This window comes from Bradyrhizobium paxllaeri (assembly GCF_001693515.2).
Classification (GTDB): domain Bacteria; phylum Pseudomonadota; class Alphaproteobacteria; order Rhizobiales; family Xanthobacteraceae; genus Bradyrhizobium; species Bradyrhizobium paxllaeri.
Genome location: NZ_CP042968.1, coordinates 7,392,251 through 7,409,536, shown reverse-complemented (window position 1 = coordinate 7,409,536; position 17,286 = coordinate 7,392,251). Strand labels below are relative to the sequence as shown.

17 protein-coding genes are annotated in these 17,286 nt (G+C 63.2%); 8 read left to right on the top strand and 9 right to left on the bottom strand.

Going from position 1 to position 17,286, the window contains the following annotated elements; translation table 11 throughout:
• Window positions 1-7: 7 nt before the first annotated feature.
• Window positions 8-1,183, top strand: coding sequence for a DUF3734 domain-containing protein (locus LMTR21_RS35485; RefSeq protein ID WP_065752129.1), 1,176 nt, complete (start codon window positions 8-10; stop codon window positions 1,181-1,183).
• Window positions 1,184-1,188: 5 nt separating this feature from the next.
• Window positions 1,189-1,977 carry a 3-hydroxybutyrate dehydrogenase gene (locus tag LMTR21_RS35480; RefSeq protein ID WP_065752128.1) on the top strand — a complete coding sequence of 263 codons (789 nt, stop codon included), beginning with the start codon at window positions 1,189-1,191 and terminating at the stop codon, window positions 1,975-1,977.
• 30 nt (window positions 1,978-2,007) lie between these two features.
• Here LMTR21_RS35480 and LMTR21_RS35475 read toward each other — a convergent pair whose 3' ends face one another.
• The 4 genes from LMTR21_RS35475 to LMTR21_RS35460 form a co-directional block, all read right to left on the bottom strand.
• Window positions 2,008-2,838, bottom strand: a complete 831-nt coding sequence (locus LMTR21_RS35475) for a sulfite exporter TauE/SafE family protein (protein ID WP_065752127.1) — start codon at window positions 2,836-2,838, stop codon at window positions 2,008-2,010.
• Between the two features lie 289 nt (window positions 2,839-3,127).
• Window positions 3,128-3,364 carry a hypothetical protein gene (locus tag LMTR21_RS35470; protein ID WP_065752126.1) on the bottom strand — a complete coding sequence of 79 codons (237 nt, stop codon included), beginning with the start codon at window positions 3,362-3,364 and terminating at the stop codon, window positions 3,128-3,130.
• A gap of 56 nt (window positions 3,365-3,420) precedes the next feature.
• Entirely contained in the window at window positions 3,421-4,788 is a 1,368-nt protein-coding gene (locus LMTR21_RS35465) for an oligosaccharide flippase family protein (RefSeq protein ID WP_065752125.1), read from the bottom strand.
• Between the two features lie 203 nt (window positions 4,789-4,991).
• A complete protein-coding gene (locus LMTR21_RS35460) occupies window positions 4,992-5,828 on the bottom strand; it encodes a protein-disulfide reductase DsbD domain-containing protein (RefSeq protein ID WP_065752124.1) in 837 nt (278 codons plus the stop codon).
• Window positions 5,829-5,965: 137 nt separating this feature from the next.
• On the opposite strand from LMTR21_RS35460, the gene LMTR21_RS35455 reads away from it, so the two are divergent.
• The gene (locus LMTR21_RS35455; protein WP_065752123.1) at window positions 5,966-6,616 is read left to right on the top strand and encodes a YqgE/AlgH family protein; all 651 of its coding nucleotides are present in this window, start codon (window positions 5,966-5,968) and stop codon (window positions 6,614-6,616) included.
• Between the two features lie 114 nt (window positions 6,617-6,730).
• Here LMTR21_RS35455 and LMTR21_RS35450 read toward each other — a convergent pair whose 3' ends face one another.
• The gene (locus tag LMTR21_RS35450) at window positions 6,731-7,618 is read right to left on the bottom strand and encodes a TauD/TfdA dioxygenase family protein (protein WP_065752122.1); all 888 of its coding nucleotides are present in this window, start codon (window positions 7,616-7,618) and stop codon (window positions 6,731-6,733) included.
• Between the two features lie 98 nt (window positions 7,619-7,716).
• A complete protein-coding gene (locus LMTR21_RS35445; protein ID WP_065752121.1) occupies window positions 7,717-8,496 on the bottom strand; it encodes an SDR family NAD(P)-dependent oxidoreductase in 780 nt (259 codons plus the stop codon).
• Window positions 8,497-8,606: 110 nt separating this feature from the next.
• Between LMTR21_RS35445 and LMTR21_RS35440 the strand changes: the two genes are divergently transcribed.
• Both LMTR21_RS35440 and LMTR21_RS35435 read left to right on the top strand, forming a co-directional pair.
• Window positions 8,607-9,341, top strand: coding sequence for an SDR family NAD(P)-dependent oxidoreductase (locus LMTR21_RS35440; protein ID WP_065752120.1), 735 nt, complete (start codon window positions 8,607-8,609; stop codon window positions 9,339-9,341).
• 89 nt (window positions 9,342-9,430) lie between these two features.
• On the top strand, window positions 9,431-9,805 hold the full coding sequence (locus LMTR21_RS35435) for a CsbD family protein (protein WP_065752119.1): 375 nt from the start codon (window positions 9,431-9,433) through the stop codon (window positions 9,803-9,805).
• A 161-nt stretch (window positions 9,806-9,966) separates the two neighbouring features.
• Here the strand turns inward: LMTR21_RS35435 and LMTR21_RS35430 are convergent, their stop codons facing one another.
• Complete coding sequence (locus LMTR21_RS35430; protein WP_065752118.1) at window positions 9,967-11,697, bottom strand: DUF459 domain-containing protein; 1,731 nt, start codon at window positions 11,695-11,697, stop codon at window positions 9,967-9,969.
• A gap of 225 nt (window positions 11,698-11,922) precedes the next feature.
• Window positions 11,923-13,305 carry a lytic murein transglycosylase gene (locus LMTR21_RS35425; protein WP_141688225.1) on the bottom strand — a complete coding sequence of 461 codons (1,383 nt, stop codon included), beginning with the start codon at window positions 13,303-13,305 and terminating at the stop codon, window positions 11,923-11,925.
• Between the two features lie 253 nt (window positions 13,306-13,558).
• On the opposite strand from LMTR21_RS35425, the gene galU reads away from it, so the two are divergent.
• Window positions 13,559-14,437, top strand: a complete 879-nt coding sequence (gene galU, locus LMTR21_RS35420) for a UTP--glucose-1-phosphate uridylyltransferase GalU (RefSeq protein ID WP_065752117.1) — start codon at window positions 13,559-13,561, stop codon at window positions 14,435-14,437.
• Window positions 14,438-14,547: 110 nt separating this feature from the next.
• Here the strand turns inward: galU and LMTR21_RS35415 are convergent, their stop codons facing one another.
• Entirely contained in the window at window positions 14,548-16,071 is a 1,524-nt protein-coding gene (locus LMTR21_RS35415) for a sensor domain-containing diguanylate cyclase (protein WP_065752116.1), read from the bottom strand.
• Window positions 16,072-16,202: 131 nt separating this feature from the next.
• Here LMTR21_RS35415 and LMTR21_RS35410 point away from each other — a divergent pair, with 131 nt between their 5' ends.
• Together LMTR21_RS35410 and LMTR21_RS35405 are read left to right on the top strand one after the other, a co-directional pair.
• Window positions 16,203-16,460 (top strand): DUF7662 domain-containing protein, encoded by a 258-nt coding sequence (locus tag LMTR21_RS35410; protein WP_057833971.1) that lies wholly within the window; start codon window positions 16,203-16,205, stop codon window positions 16,458-16,460.
• 256 nt (window positions 16,461-16,716) lie between these two features.
• Window positions 16,717-17,220, top strand: coding sequence for a copper chaperone PCu(A)C (locus tag LMTR21_RS35405; protein WP_084030521.1), 504 nt, complete (start codon window positions 16,717-16,719; stop codon window positions 17,218-17,220).
• Window positions 17,221-17,286: the final 66 nt, after the last annotated feature.

The window sequence follows — 17,286 nt, the reverse complement described above, 5'->3', positions numbered from 1 at the left end:
GGTCATTATGGATCATTCCGATACCGCGCCGGCAACCACGCCCGCCAAGGCGCAGCGGGTGCTGGTGCTACAAGGCGGCGGCGCGCTCGGCTCCTACCAGGCCGGCGCGTTTCAGGCGCTGTGCCGTGCGGGCTTCGAGCCGGAATGGATTGCGGGCATTTCGATCGGCGCCATCAATGCCGCGATCATTGCCGGCAACGGCCCCGAAAAGCGTGTCGATCGCCTCAAGGAATTCTGGGAGATGGTGTCATCCCCGGTGCCGTGGAATCCGATCTCAAATGGCGAACGTGCGCGCTCGTTGTTCAACGAAACCAGCGCGGCGCTGATTGCCACGTTCGGCGTGCCGGGCTTCTTCACGCCGCGCATTCCGCCGGCGCCGTTGTGGCCGCCGGGCAGCCAGCAGTCGCAGAGCTATTACGACACCGCGCCGCTGAAGAAGACGCTGGAGCGGCTGGTCGACTTCGATCGTATCAACGATCTGAAGACGCGGCTCAGCATCGGTGCGGTCGGCGTAGCCTCGGGCAACCTCAAATATTTCGACAATTTCGAGTTCAGGAAGCTCGGCAAGAAAATCGGCCCGGAGCACATCATGGCCTCCGGCGCGCTACCGCCCGGATTCCCTTCCGTCGAGATCGAGGGCGAGCACTATTGGGACGGCGGCATTGCCTCCAACACGCCGCTCGATCACGTGCTGGGCGAGGAGACCAACCGCGATCTCCTGATCTTCCAGGTCGACCTGTTCAGCGCGCGCGGCGACCTGCCGACGTCGCTCCTGGAAGCAGCCGAGCGCGAAAAGGACATCCGCTATTCCAGCCGCACCCGCATGACCACCGACAAGAACAAGCAGGTGCACAATGCGCGCAAGGCGTTGCGCGAGCTGCTCGGAAAGCTGCCCGATGATCTCAGGAACGATCCGGCGGTGGCCGTCCTCTGCAACGCGGCCAGGGAAAACACCGTCACCGTGGTGCACCTGATCTACAAGAGCAAGAACTACGAATCCTCGTCGAAGGATTACGACTTTTCGCATGTCGCGATGATCGAGCACTGGGATGCGGGGGTCCGCGACGTTCATCTGTCGATGCGTCACAAGGATGTGCTCGAGCGCCCGCAATCTGGCCAGACCATGATGGCATACGATATGACGGGGGATGTTCCCAGGTCCCCCGGGAGCAAGCAGGAGTGAATGCAATGGGTATATTAAAGGGCAAGACTGCTGTCGTGACCGGTTCGACCAGCGGCATTGGACTGGCTTACGCGCGCGCTTTCGCCGGTGCCGGCGCCAATGTCGTGCTCAACGGCATGGGCGTGCCGGCCGATATCGAGCGGGAGCGCTCCGGCATCGAGACCGACTTCAAGGTCCGCGCCGTGCATTCGCCCGCCGACATGACCAAGCCGGCCGAGATCGCCGAAATGATCGCGCTCGGCGAGAAGACTTTCGGCTCGGTCGATATTCTGGTCAACAACGCCGGTATCCAGTTCGTCGCCCCGATCGAGGAGTTTCCGATCGAGAAATGGGACGCGATCATTGCAATCAATCTTTCATCGGCATTTCATGCCATTCGCGCCGCCGTGCCGGGCATGAAGAAGCGCGGCTGGGGCCGCATCATCAACACGGCGTCAGCGCATTCGCTGGTGGCTTCGCCTTTCAAGTCGGCCTATGTCTCGGCCAAACATGGCATCGCCGGGCTGACAAAAACGGTGGCGCTGGAGCTTGCGACCTTCAAGATCACCTGCAACTGCATCAGCCCGGGTTATGTCTGGACACCGCTGGTCGAGCACCAGATCCCCGAAACCATGAAAGCGCGCAACATGACCAAGGAGCAGGTCATCAAGGACGTGCTCCTTGACGCGCAGCCGACCAAGGAGTTCGTGACATCAGAGCAGGTCGCAGCACTGGCGCTGTTCCTGTGCGGCGACGATGCCGCCCAGATCACCGGCGCCAATTTGTCGATCGACGGCGGCTGGACCGCGGAGTAGGGGATGCAACGGCCCGGGAGCGCCTAGCGCCTAATGGGCGGTGCTCCCGGTCACGGCTGCAATACTCTCCCGCGAAAAATGCAGCTCGTTGAAGGCAAGCTTGCTGGCGACCAGAATCAGAACCGAGGCCAGCACCAGTCGCAGCACCGTCTCCGGCACGCGGACTGCACAGTAGCTGCCGATCACGATGCCGGGCAGGGAGCCTATCAGCAGCACACCCATCAGCGCCCAATCGACCGACCCAAGCGCCCAGTGGCCGATGCCGGCGACCAGCGTCAGCGGTACGGCGTGCGCGATGTCGGAGCCGACGATGTTTGCCATCGGCAGGCGCGGATAGAGCAACAGGAGCGCGGTGACACCGACTGCGCCGGCGCCTACGGACGAAATCGACACCAGCACGCCGAGCGCAACGCCGACCACCACGGTCGCGCGGGCGGTCGTCACGTCGTCGAGCAGCTCCATGCGCCGGCGGTATCGATCCATGATCGCCTTGCGGAAGATCAGCGATGTCGCGGTGAGGACAAGCGCAAAGCACAGCACCAGATTGACCAGGCTGCGAGCAGATTCCCCATTGAGGTCGAGCTGCCACAGGACCAGCAATGTCACCATGCTTGCCGGGATGCTGCCGCTGGCGAGGCGGATCACGGCCGGCCAGTGAACGCTGCGGGCAAGGCCATGCACCAGGCTGCCGCCGGTCTTGGTCGCCGCGGCGTATAGCAGATCGGTGCCAACGGCCGTCGACGGGTGGACGCCGAACAGCAGGATCAGCAGCGGCGTCATCAGCGAGCCGCCGCCGACGCCGGTCATCCCGACCAGCAGGCCGACGCCGAATCCCGAGGCAACGTAGAGTGGGTCAATCATTTCCGGGCGCAAGTTCCATTCGCATGTGCGAACATATATCAACGCGGGGGATAAACGTCCTATCGATGGCAGGGGACGGGGTGAAATAAGAATATTTCATGCGCGCATCGGAATCCGGTGGTTATTTTCCCCAAATTGCCGGTGCAGGGCGATACCGATGTTCTGCCATCGCCGAGGGTGCTGGGGATCAGGCGGAACCCGACTAGCCGATCGTGTTCACAGGCCGTCGCGACGTGTGTCGGATAGATTTCGTCGAGATCAGCGAGCGCTCGTCTCGAATAGACGAGCTTCATGCCCGGCGAAATTTTGCAAATGCCGCCGCGATCTCACCTTCGGTGGCGGCCTCACCGGCATCGATCGAGGCGATCGCTGCGTCGATGATCCGCAGTTCTTCCTGGGTCGCCTGATAGTCCTGCCCTTGCAACTCATTCTCGATCTGGTTTGCGATTGCAACGAGCTCGTCCTGCGCCTCTTCAGGCCAAGTTTGAACGCGCTCCAGCAAATTCTTCAGATCGGTTGCAGTCATGGGAAGAATATATCATGCAGGCGGCTGTCTTCCAACCGCTCCAGTGGGCTCCAGGATCAACGCTTCCCGAACGCCAATACGTGCAGCCCGAGCCGCCGGCGCACGATCCAGAACAGAAGCACGGTTTCGAACGCCAGCGAGATCGAGGTCGCAGCCGCCGCACCGTGGCCGCCGAAACGTGGCACCAGCAACACGCAGAGCGCGAGGTTCATCACAAAGGCCAGCGCATAGGCCAGTGCGCAGATGTGCTGGTGGCCGAGCATATTGAGCAGCCGCTCGACCGGGCCGATCGCGGCGCGCACCAGAAGTCCAACCGCAGCAATGAACATGATGTCGTAGCCGACCACGAATTGCGGACCGAACAGCCACAGCAGCGGCTTGCCGAGTGCCAATAGCGCGATGGTGGCGGCGAGCGACGGCCAGAACGTCCACTGGATCGCGTGCGCCACATAGGCTGACAGCCGCTCCTTGTCGCCCTGCGCGTGATATTCGGCAAAGCGATGCGCCGTCGTTGCCGCCATCGCATAGTGAATGAAGGAGACCAGCGCCAGCGTCTTTATCACGGCGAAGTAGACGCCGACCTCTTCCGAGGAGCGGAATTGCTGCAGCACCAGCACGTCGGTGTAGGAGAGCAGCAGGTAAAAACTCTCGACCATCAGGATCGGCAGCGAGATGGCGAGCCAGCCGCGGAAATCATAGGCCCTCGCGCCGGGCTCGACATGGTTGCCGAGCTTGCGGTTCAGCACGATCATCTGGCCGATCATCGCGATCCATACCGCCGCGGCGCTCGCCAGCATCGCGGCGGTGGCGCCGAGATTGAAGCCGAGCACGACGGCGCCGGCGGTCAAGCCGATGATCAGCGATTGCCGCACGATGAATTGCGGCATCAGGCCGAGCCGCATCCAGTCATGCGAACGGGCGATGCCGTCCTGGGTGTTGGCGACGACGAACGCCGGCAACGTCAGGCAGCCGACATAAAGCGGAACGATCGCGTTGGCGTCGATCCACGGCGACAATCCTTTCACCACGCCGGCCAGCAGCAGCGAGATGATCGAGGAAACGATGAACGTCATCCAGCGGCTGCCGGAGAGAAAACCGCGCAGCAGCGCATGCTCGCCGCGGGTACGATATTCCGGAATGATCTTCTGCGCGGATGCCGAAATGCCGAAATCCATCATGCTGCCGAGCAGCAGCACCCAGGTCCAGACATAAACATAGACACCGTAATCCGAGCCGCCCATCCAGCGCGCCAGCAGGATCTGCGAGAAATAGGCGAGGGCGGCACTGAGCACGCGGATGATGAAGATGGTGCCGGCGAGCCGCTTTGTGACGGAGGCCTCATGGGAGCCGCCGAGCAGCGCGCGCAGGCGCGCGATCAGGCCGGCTGGCGGAGCGGTTGCGGATTGCGTATCCATTACGGCCACAAGGGTGCATCCCCGAAACGCGCCGCGAGGTGGCGGCGATGGCCGGATGTATCAACCATTCGTTAAGATTCGGTTGGGTGGGCTGTCTTTGCACTCGTCATTCCGGGGCGATGCGCAGCATCGAACCCGGAATCTCGAGATTCTCAGGTGCGCAATTGCGCACCATAGTTCGCACTTCGTGCGCCCCGGAATGACCCTTCGGGTCAATTCAAACTGACATTGAATTCGTAAGCCCGGTCGCCGCCGACCAGCGTCAGCTTCAGCGCGGCGCCTTCCGGGGTGGCGCCGGGCGGCAGGCCGTCAAGTTCGAAGGCAAAGCGCTTGACGCCGGGCGGGCTGTTGTCAACGAGCTTTGGAACCGGAAGCGCCCAGTCGGGCGTCGGCCCCTCGACGAACAGGCTGACCTCCTTGGCCTCGGGCGCGGTCACGTCGACCAGCACGTTGTTCTTTCCCTCGCGTTTGATGTCGCGGATGGTCAGCGGATTGGAGTCGCCGATATTGGCGGGCTTCGGCACGGTATTGAGCGCATCGGACAGATTGCCGTCCTCGGTGCTTGCCACGCTGGAAAATGCGAGTTCGGCCTGGGCGTCGACGGGAATGCAGATCTTGTCGCAGACCGCGTAGCTGATATGGGCCCGCAGCGTCACCGGCTTGTCGGCATTCTTGGCGACGATCCGCAGCGGCAGCACGACCTGCTGCTTGTATCCCAGCGCGGTGCCGCCTGCGCCGTCGTCAAATTTCATCGGCGCCGGCCACAGCACGGTCACGGCTTCGACATTATCTGACTTGGAGAAGTCGAAGCGGGGAGGTACGCCAGAATCGCCGGGTGTCCGCCAATAGGTCTTCCATCCCGGCTGCAACTGGATTGCAACGCCGCCGAGCAGCACCGTACCGCTGCGCGAACCCGCCAGCAGCCGCACCGCGGAATGCGTGTCGCGTTGCCATGGCGAGGCATCCTCGGCGCGAACCTCCGACGTCGCACACGCGACATATAACGCGGCGACGCCGAGTGCGGCGCGCAAGGGAACTATGACGCTCATGGCACGTCTTTACAGGCAAGTTTCGAGGCAAACCATTGAATTGCGTGTGATCGGACGCCCGATGGTGCCGGAAGCTTGATTGACAGAAACCGTACCCGATATCAGGATATGAGCCAGCAAGAGAAAGGCCTTTGCGGATGAGCCCTGAAGGCAAGACATCGAAGCCTGTCCGCCGCAAAGCCGCCGCCTTTGGCGATCATTCGCCCAGCGACGGCTACCTGGACGGCCGGCTGTTGATTGCCATGCCGGTCATGGGCGATCCGCGCTTCGAGCGCTCCGTCATCTATATGTGCGCGCATTCGTCGGAAGGGGCGATGGGGATCATCGTCAACCGTCCGGCCGGCAGCATCGATTTTCCCGGTCTGTTGGTGCAGCTCGACATCATCGAAAGTGCCGACCAGATCAAGCTGCCGGAGAACGCCGAGACCATGCAGGTGCTGAAGGGTGGCCCGGTCGATACCGGCCGCGGCTTCGTGCTGCATTCGAGCGATTTCTTCATCAAGGATGCGACACTCAACATCGACGACGGCATTTGCCTGACCGCCACGGTGGACATCCTCAAGGCCATCGCCAAGGGCACCGGGCCGAAGCATGCTATCCTGGCGCTGGGCTATGCCGGCTGGGCGCCGGGGCAGCTCGAGAACGAGATCCAGCACAATGGCTGGCTGCATTGCGACGCCGACCCGGATTTGATCTTCGGCGATGACGTCGAAGAAAAATACCAGCGCGCGCTGCGCAAGATTGGCATCGATCCCGGCATGCTGTCGAACGAAGCCGGGCACGCGTAGATCCGATTTGTAGGGTGGGCAAAGCGAAGCGTGCCCACCATTCAGAGCAACGGTCGTTGAGAGATGGTGGGCACGGCGCAAGTGCGCCTTTGCCCACCCTACGGCTGCGGCTACTTACTCCGCCGCCTGCTGCTGCACCGTCGGCTCGGTGCCGGCCACGGTAGCGCGGCGCATGTCGCGCGGCTGCGACTGGTCGTAGCGGCGCACGCGGTGCATGGTCTGGCGGTTGTCCCACATCACGAGGTCATGCACGGTCCATTTGTGGATGTGGACGAATTCCGGCTGCGTGGCGTGCTCGGTCAGATCGCGCAGCAACAGCCGCGCTTCGGGCATGCTCATGCCCATTATCGCGCCCGCATGCGATGACAGATACAGCGACTTGCGGCGATGCACCGGGTGCGTCCGCACCAGCCGCTGCAGCACCGGCTTGAACATCGCCTTTTCCTCGTCGGAATAATCCAGGAAGCCGAGCGAGCCGCGCGAATACATCAGCGAATGCTCGCAGATCAGGTCCTCTATCTCGGCCTTGGTCTCGTCGTCGAGCGCGTCATAGGCCGCGCGCATGTCGGCGAATTCGGTGTTGCCGCCCTTCGGGTTTACCACCCGCGCCGACAGCAGCGAAAATTTTGCCGGGATCGGGCGGAACGAGCTGTCGGAATGCCACAGGCAGTTGCCGAGGTTGAACAAATGGGTGCGATGGTCCTTCGGCAGCGGCTTGCCGTCCTTGCCGAGGTTGGAGACGTCGTTGAGCCCGGATGTCAGCCGGTAGTCTTCCTTTTTGGTCACGGTGCCGCCACGCGCCTTCTCGCGCTGGCCGAAATTCAGCGCAAAGGCCAGTTGCTGTTCGTCCGTGATGTCCTGGTTGCGGAACAGCAGCACGGCATATTTGTCCATGCCGGCTTCGATGTCGGCCGCTTCCTGTGGGGTCAGGGGGTTGCGCAAATCAACGCCCGAAACCTCGCCGAAAAAATGCGGATGAAGCTGCCGGATCGTGACCGTCATGGCGTTTCTCCAGGATGCGGCGGGCGGCTTGTCCCGCTCTGTTTGTGAGAAAAATTACTCCCCGAAATGTCCAAGTCAACGCTGCGGGTGCATGCCCGCTACGCGTTTCGCGCCATCAGGCCGCCGTCGACCGGGATCACCGCGCCGGTCAGGAACGAGGCGGCCGGCAGGCACAGGCTCAGCGTCATGTGCGCCACTTCCTCCGGATCGCCGTAGCGGCCGAGTGCGGTGCGGCGCTTGGCGTAGATCGTCTTGTGCTCCTCGGAAATCCGCTCGGTGATCGCGGTGCGGATCGGGCCCGGGCAGATGCAGTTCACGGTGATGCCCTCGCGGCCGAGCTCGACGGCGAGCGAGCGGGTCAGGCTGGTGACGCCGCCTTTCGCAGCGGAGTAAGGGCTGTGCAGCGCGGTGGCGCCGAGCGCCTCGGTGGAGGCGATGTTGACGATCCGCGGGCATTTCGACCGGCGCAGATGCGGCAGCGCGGCGCGGATGATGCGGGGATGCGCGGTCAGCATCACGGCGAGCGCCCTGTCCCAGGCGGCTTCATAACCGTCATCGTCGATTGCCAGGCGCACGGAGATGCCGGCATTGTTGATCACGATATCGAGCGAGCCGAAATGCGCGGCCACGCCGTTGACCACCTTGGTAATGTCGTCGGGATTGGCGACATCGAGCGCCCACGCTTTCGCCGCGCCGCCCGTTGCCGCGATCTCGCTAGCGACGGCCTGCGTCGCCTCGGCATTGAGATCGGTGACGGCGACATTGGCGCCCTCGGCCGCGAACACCAGTGCCGTGGCGCGGCCCATGCCGCTAGCGGCGCCGGTGACGAGAACGGTCAGGCCTTTGACCGAGCGGCTGAGCTGTTTGAAATCTGACATGATGCGATCCGGACAGAGATGCGAGGCACGTTGCAGGATTGACAAGGCTGGCACCGATCCGCAGACAGGTCAAACCAAGCCAAAGCACAAGCAAGAAAAGGAGCGCGGGGATGAACGAACTGGATTTCAGCGGCAAGCAGGTGCTGGTGGTCGGCGGCTCCAGCGGTATCGGCAACGGCATCGCGCAGGCTTTTCGCGCCAAGGGCGCTCGCGTCGCCGTCTGCGGCACCCGTGCCGGCGCTGCCGACTACTCGCCTGACGAAGGCTCGCATCTCGAAGGGCTCGACTATTTCCGGCTCGACGTCAGCGACGCGCGGGCCATTGAATCGCTGCAGCCGTCCTTCGCGCAACTCGATGTACTGATCCTTGCGCAAGGCGCGGTGATCTACCGTCGCGGCGAATTCGAGATGGATGGTTTTCGCAAGGTGCTGGAAGTCAACCTGATGAGCCTGATGGCGTGTGCGACCAGATTTCAGACGATGCTGAGTGCGAGCAAGGGATCGCTGATCATCGTCAGCTCCACCGCCGCTTATCACTCCACCATGGGCAACCCGGCCTATAACGCCTCGAAGACCGGTGCGGTGGGCCTGACGCGCACGCTCGGCGAGGCGTGGGCCGAGAACGGCATCCGCGTCAACGGCATCGCGCCGGGTCTGGTCGACACCAAGATGACCAAGGCGACAACGGCCAATCCGAAACGCCTCGAAGGCGCGCTGGAGCGGATACCGCTGAAGCGGCTCGGCACGCCGGCCGACATGGCCGGCGCGGCGCTGTTCCTGGCCTCGCCGCTTGCGTCCTACATCATCGGCCAGACCATCGTGGTCGATGGCGGGCTGATTTTGTGAGTCCGGTGCTGTGAGTAAAGGGCGTTTCGAGCGCCAGGAACCCGACCGGGTCTTGCTGGTTACATCCTCTGAAAACAGGAGTAACCGCGATGGACAAGGATCGGATTGCCGGCTCGGCCAAGGATTTTGCAGGTAAGGTTGAAAGCACGGTGGGCGACATGGCTGGCGACGCCAAGACGCAGGCCGAAGGCCGCGCGCGTGAAGCGGCGGGCACGGTGCAGAATCTCTACGGCCAGGCCAAGGACGCCGCCCGTGACGCCACTGACGCTGCCGTCAATTATGCCAAGGATGCTTATGAGAACAGCGGCGACACTGTTCGCAGCGGTCAGAAAGCGGTGGCGAAAACGGTGCAGGAAAATCCGCTCGGCGCGCTGTTGGTCGCAGGCGGGATTGGATTTGCGCTGGCGCTGTTGATGACGCGCCCGCCACGCCGTCCGCCGCCGCGCTGGCGTTACTACGGCTGAGCGCGCGTTTGGCTAACCCTTCGCCGTTGCCCGGCGTGCAGTCGCGTACCTGGAGACGCGCCTTGGCGCAGGCCCGGAACTCCTACTCATGATCGTGATGGATACTCCGATGTGCAAATTGCACATCGGAGCGCGTCGCTGTACGACGCCCCGGAATGAAATTATCGCGTGAAATTGCCCGGCGGAACTTCGGCCGATCGTCCGACATTACCCGGCGGGCGCGGCGCGCCTGGAGCAAACGGTCCACGCGGCGGCGCGGCTGCGGGAGGCGGCGCGGGCTGGCGCGGAGCTGCGCCGAAACCGCCGAAGAAATCGCGCAGCGATGGCCCGTTGTTTTGCGCCGGCCGGATCTGCATCGGTGGCGGCGGCGGCGGTCTCCTCTGCTGCAGCGTTTGCTGCGGCGGCGGTAGCAAGAGCTGTTTTTGTCCGGGCGCTGGCGTTGCTGTTCCGCTCGGCGAGACGGCCGCGACCGGCGTATCGCCCTTGGCCTGCTCGCGGCCGATTTCCCGGCGGGGCCAGGCGTAATCGTCGGCGCGGCCCGCCGGCGCGGCCAACGCTTCACCCTTCACCAGCGTGCGCGCCGCGAGCGCATCGACTGCCGCCGGACGCGAGCCGGGGCCACCCAGCAACTGATCGGTGCCGACGGAAGAGGCCACCAGCGGCATGACCGGTCCGGCCAATGGACGCGGCGCCGGCTGGCCGGGCGCGACACTGGCCTCCGGTGTTGTCGGCTCGATCGGCACGGCGATCGGTCCGGAGCGCGCGGCCAGCAGGCGCGTCACCTCGCGCTCGACATAGTGTGCGAGCTTGCGTGCGCCGGGCTTGGTGAAAAAGACGCCGTCGGCGGTGCGGAGCTGGCGGATCTGGCCTTCGAAGTCGGGACCCTTTTGCAGGAAGCGGCCCGCTTCATCGACAAAGCCGTCCCAGATGTCGACATAGGTGATGCCGGCCTTGCCGGCGCCGTCGCGATACAGCGCATCGAGGAACAGCATGTCCGCGGTTCCCTTTTGGCCGCGGATCGCAGGCAGACCGACCCACAACACCGGCACGCCTTTGGTTTTCAGCACGCCGATTAGCTCTTCGATCTTCTTGGCGTAGAGTTCGACCCAGCGCTCGTCGCGAAACTCGTAGAGCCCGCTGCCCGGGCGGGCGTTCTTCTCGGGCGTGGCGGTTTGCGGCGTATCGTTGTCGGGGGCATCGTCCGGCGACAATTCGGCGTCGACCGGCTTCTCGTCGCGCTTTGCAGCGTCCGTCGAACCCTCCGGTTTCGGCTTGGCGTCGCCGGGCTTGCCATCCGTCTTGCCGCGCGCGTCTTTCTTTTCCTTTTCGTCCTTCTTGTCGGTCTTCTTCTCGGTGACCGCCTCGCGGATCGCCACGCGGTCGTTGAGGCCGAGCATGACCACGATGGCGTCGGGCTTTTCGGTGGCGAGGATGGCCTTGGCGGCTGCGGCCCAATCGGCGGGCTCGCCGCGCGGCTGATATTTGATCAGGCCGGAGACGGTCTTGTGCTTGCGGATCACGCCCATATCGGGCTGCTCGGAATAGGCGTCTTCCAGGCCATAACCGAGCCAGTCGGCCATGGCGTCGCCCAGCACCAGCACGTTACGTTCCGGAACCGTGTCGCGCTTGGCCGGTCCGGGCGCGCGGGAGAAATCCTGGCGCGGCGCCTGGGGCTGCTGCTGCTGTTGAAATGGCGCAAAGAAATCGCCGCCGAACCAGCCGCCGCCACGCTGCGGCGCTTGCCGCTGCGGCGAACCGCCAAAGCCGCCGAAATTGAAAAACTGCGCGGAAGCCGGTCCCACGATCCCGACCAGCATCGCGATCACGACCGCCAGCACGGCCAGCGGACCGGTATCGGTGAACACGCGCAAGAAGGACTTTGGCTTTCGCATCCGGCTCGGTCGCAAAATGGATCGTGAAGCGTCAAATATAGTAGCGGAATCGGGCCGCAAGCGGGCAGATTTTCCTCATAAGCCGGGGTTCCGGCCCGATCGTCAAGGCTTCTGCAAAATCGTGGCTTTCAGGGTTACTTTCGATCCCCTGAAGGCCGGTTTTCATAGCGTTGCCGAGCGAAGTGGAAGCCGGTTCACGTGAAGAAAACGCGTAAAAACAAAGGCCTACCGCCCGCGCAGGCGGTCCAGCACGTCGGAGGAGGCGAAGCCGTCCGCCGGCGTGCCGATCGAGGCCTGGAAGCTGCGCAGCGCCTCCCGCGTCTGGCCTCCGAACTGGCCGTCCGGCGTGCCCTTGTAGAAGCCGCGCTGGGCCAGCAATTGCTGCAGTTCCAGCCGCTCCGCCCGCGACAGCACCCGTTCCTGCCGCGGCCAAGGCTGCACGAACGGCGGCCCACCGCGCAGGCGGTCGGCGAAATGGCCGATGGCCAGCGCATAGGCCTCGGCCGGGTTGTATTTCATGATGACCCGGAAATTCTGCAGCATCAGGAAACCCGGCCCCTGCATGCCGGCCGGCGCCAGCAGATAGGCCTTTTCGGTCGAATCGGAGAAAGGCTTGCCATCGGTACGCCTTAGTCCCTGTTGCTGCCATTGCGCGATCGTCATCGCCTTGGACTTGTCCGCCAGCATGAAATCAAAGCCCTGCGGCAGCACCACCTCATAACCCCAGCTCCGGCCGGTCTGCCAACCGTCCTTCTTGAGGTTGTTGGCGGTCGACGCAATCAGGTCGGCGGCGTTGTCGACGACGTCGCGGCGGCCGTCGCCATCACCATCGACGGCGTAGCGCTTGAAGGCGGTCGGCATGAACTGCGTCGGTCCGAACGCGCCGGCCCATGAGCCGCGCATCTGTTCGGGACGCAGATCGCCACGGTTGAGGATTTCGAGCGCGGTCAGGAATTCGTCCTTGAAATAGGCCTGGCGGCGGCCGATGCAGGCGAGCGTTGCCGTCGAATTCACGACGTTCCGATCGCCCATCTGTGTCGAGTAGTTGGATTCGATGCCCCAGATCGACGCGATGATATACCGGTCGACGCCGTAGGCTTTCTCCGTCGCATCGAATTGCGGCTTGTATTTCGCGAGGATCTCGCGGCCTTTGGCGAGGCGGTTGTCGTTTACGAGGATGTCGAGATAGTCCCAGATCGCCTTGGTGAATTCGGGCTGCGAATCCATCAGGTCCATGATGCGCAGATCAGGCTCGAGTCCAGCAGTGAAGCGCTGGAAATTTTCCTGGGTGATGTTGCGGCGTGCGGCATCAGGCCACATCGAGGCGACGCAATTTGGAAAGTTTGCGGCCGCCTGGCGGATCGCGCTTGCGGTCATCAGCGGATGACCAGAGGCGCCGTCCTCGCCGCTCCAGGGCGGCGGGCCGCCGTCGGGGCCGGGCGCGACCTGCGGGGTGAGCGCGGATTTTGGCCCAGAGAAGAGGTTGCCGAGAAAGTTCGAAACCCCGTTGTTGTCAGAGGATTGCGCGTAAGATGGGCTGACAAAAGCGCTTCCGCTGGAACACAGCAGCGTCGCCGCGATTATGATCACGCCGGCTCGATTGCTCATCGCTCGTTCAGCTAGGCACATGCAGTGTCCGTCCGTCGTTCTCACCCCGGTTCAAAAGGCCCGGTCGCGGTTTCCAATAGTTTAACAGAGGGCAATTTGTTGTCGCCTCCGGCGCGCGCAAGGGCAGGTGCAAGAGGAGGCGAACCGCCACCATACATCCGCCTTTGTTGGGGGGTGCAAACCGGCTATCAACGTGCAATCAAAGGACTTTCCTTATTGCCAAATTTCTCAGTATCAAGGCTCCCGATCTCCCATGAAAATCCGTAAAGCCGTTTTCCCGGTCGCCGGTCTCGGCACGCGCGTCCTTCCCGCCACCAAGGCGATGCCGAAGGAAATGCTGACCATCGTCGACAAGCCGCTGATTCAATACGTGGTGGACGAGGCCAAGGAGGCCGGCATCGAGCATTTCGTCTTCGTCACCGGGCGCAACAAGGGCGTGATCGAGGATCATTTCGACCGGATGTTCGAACTCGACACAACGCTCGCCGCGCGCGGCAAGAAGGCCGAGCAGGATATCCTGGCGCGCGATCAGCCGGAGGCCGGCGCCATGAGCTTCACCCGCCAGCAGGCGCCGCTCGGTCTTGGGCACGCGGTCTGGTGCGCGCGCGACATCGTCGGTGACGAGCCGTTCGCGGTGGTGCTGCCGGACGAACTGGTGCTCAATAGTCCGGGTTGCCTGAAGCAGATGATCGAGGCAGCAAGCAAGCTCGGCCCCAAGTCCAACCTGCTCGCGGTGGAAGCGGTGCCTGACGATCTCACCCATCAATATGGCATCTGCGGCGTCGGCAAGCGCCTCGCCAAGAACTTGTTCGAGGTCGATGGCATGGTGGAGAAGCCGCCGAAGGGTACGGCCCCATCAAATCTCTCGATCACCGGGCGCTACATCCTGCAGCCGGAAATCTTTGAGATCCTGGAGACGCAGGAGCGCGGTGCCGGCAACGAGATCCAACTCACCGATGCGATGAAGACGCTCGCCAAGGCGCAAAGCTTCTACGGCGTCGAGTTCGAGGGCGAGCGCCACGATTGCGGCTCCAAGTCAGGCTTCCTGCGCGCCAACATCGCCTACGGCATGGCGCGCGCCGACCTGCGCGACGGCCTGCGCGCCGAGATGAAGAAGTATCTGGAGAAATGACGGGAAGAGCGCCTTCGCTCTTGCCGTCATTCCGGGATGGTCCGAAGGACCAGACCCGGAATCTCGAGATTCCGGGTTCGATGCTTCGCATCGCCCCGGAATGACTGACCCTAAGCCACCAGCGCGAGCTGCGGGATCGCCGCGACCACCGACTGGTTGCGCCCATTGGCCTTGGCGGCGTACAGCGCCTTGTCGGCCGCTTCGATCAGATTGGTCCAGTCGATCGCCGCCGTGGGCGTCACGCTCGCCACGCCGATGCTGACCGTCGTGACGGGATCTTCCGACCATTGCACGACTTTCGCACGGATGGTTTCGGCGACGGCGAATGCTTCCACCACCGAAAGGCCCGGCAGGAGCACCGCGAATTCCTCGCCGCCATACCGCGCCGGACAATCGCCGGCCCGCCGCACCGAGTCTGAAATACAGATCGCAATGCCGACCAGCACCTGATCGCCGGCCTGATGGCCGAACGTATCGTTGTAGGCCTTGAAATGGTCGGCATCGATCATCAGCACCGCAACGGCGGTCTGGTTGCGCGCCGCCCGCCGCCATTCCGCGTCGATCTCGATATCGAATTTGCGCCGGTTCTTGAGGCCAGTCAGCGCGTCGGTGGTTGCCAGCTCTTCCAGCTTGTCCTCGGCTTCCGCGCGGCGGCGGATCTCGCGCGCGAGAAACAGCGTGGTACCGACCACGAACAGGATCAGCACCAGCATGATTGCGCCGATCCGGATCACTTCCCGGTGCCAAAGGTTGAGGATCGTCGAGAGCGGCTTTCCGACCACGACAAAAAACAGACTGGTGCTGCCGCTTCGAACGTAAAGCCGCGGCGTCGGATCGACCGGCCCGACGCCCGCATAGGCCGCGCCTTCCTTCAGATTGTCCGCGCGCCAGCTCGGCCGCTCGGCCAGATTCTTTCCGATGACTTCGATGTCGAACGGCGTCCGCATGATGATGGTTCGGTCGCGGCGCAGCACGGTGATCGTATCGCCGGGATTGAGCGTGAGCCGGCCGAACAGTTCGTGGAAATAGCTGAAACGAATCGAGCCCACCACGACGCCCATGAAGCCGCCGTCGGAATCGTTGATGCGCCGGCTGAACACGACGGAATAGGCGCTGCGACGCAGCATCGGGCGGCTCATGTAAAGGCCGACATCGGGATTGGCGCGATGAACCTGGAAATAGTCCTCGTCGCTGCGATTCTCCGGCGCCGGGTCGAGGCTTGCCGCATCGTGTGTCAGGTTGCCTTGCGCGTCGAACGCCTGGATCACGCCGAAATGTTTGGCGGTGGCGGCATGATCGAACAGGATCAGGTGCTGGATCTCCCTGGTGACGCCCTTGATCTCCGGCATCACAAGGTTACTGGCGACGGCGCGCAGCGAGAGGTCGTAAAGCTCGATGTTCCGGCTGATGTCGGCATCGATGCCGGCGGCGAGATTTTCCAGGGTCTGGCGCGCGAGTTCCTCCTCGCCGCGGCGCATGTCGAGCATGACGCTGGTGCAGATCGCGGAGAAGCCGATCACGGTCGCGATCGATGAGGCGATCAGGAGCTTGGTCGACAACCGCCAGCGTCGGCGGCCGGAGACTTTCCCGAACCAACCCCTTCCGGCTACGTCGCTTTGCCGTCCGAATAGCATCGTCTGTTCCCGCTATCCGGTATGCGCCTGATAAATTGTTGCGGCCTTAAGCGGCGAGCGCGATATGATAGAGAGTTAACGGCTGGTTGCCGGCGCCGACGGTTTTATGCAAATCGCCATTGGGGACACGCTTGAACGTTTACGACCCGTTACGGGACTACCTGAAGGCGCAGACGCTTTCCGAATTCGTGCTGAGCTTCGAACAGATCGAGGAAATCATCGATGCCGCGCTGCCGCGTGCCGCCCAGCGCGCGTCGTGGTGGGAAACGCTGCGCAGCCCGCAGGAGAAGATGCCGCAGCGCGAGGCCTGCCTGGAAGCCGGCTACATTGCGACGCGACAGGCTGACGCGAAAAGCGTGAAGTTCAAGAAGATGCCGGTGAGGCGGTGAGGGGCGCCGTTCGCCCGTCATCACCGGTGCATGCAGCGCCGCGTTCCGTGCAGGATATTGATTGGTATCGAGTACGCCAGCCGCGCTTCTTCTTGTTGGAATCATTTTCCAGACGCTGGCCCTACCGTCGCCTCAATTTGGGTCGCACTTAAACGACAAGAAGAAAATTGATCGTGGGAGGATGGCGATGAGTCGGACGACATGGTCGTTTGGGCGTCGCACGCCTGTCAGTCTCTGATGGCCACGGCGAGAGCCGATGACCGCGGCCGCGACATCGAGAATTGATGGTGCTCTTGATCGGACAGGATGGGCTGCGCAGCCGGGCAGATCCCGGTTTCTGGTGCTCGGACTGGTCGCCGGACTTGGGTTGACGCCGGGCTACGCTGCTGCAGGCGAAGCGCTACAGGTGACGAACGCCCGGGTGCCGGCTTCCGACGAGGTCGGTGTTGATCTCCCACTCGTGATGACGATCAAAAATGATGCGGCCGAAGCCGACGCGATACTGCGCGTCCGCTGTCCGTTTGCGAATTTCTCCGTAAGACACACCGTCGATCGCGGCGAAGGGGCGCCCGCCATGCGCGAGATCAAGTCGATTCCGATTCCGGAAAACCGGACGATCGAACTCACGCGAGACGGATATCACGTGATGCTGCTCCAGACGCGGCAGAAGCTCGTCGACGGCGAGAAGTTCACATGCGCCGTCGTTTTCCAGAAAGCCGGAACCAAGGAAACGGAGGTGCAGATTTCACGAATGCCTTGATCGTGACAGCGGACTGTTGAAGCCCGCTGAATGGGGCCCGTCAGCGAAACGCCCGGATATGCCGGA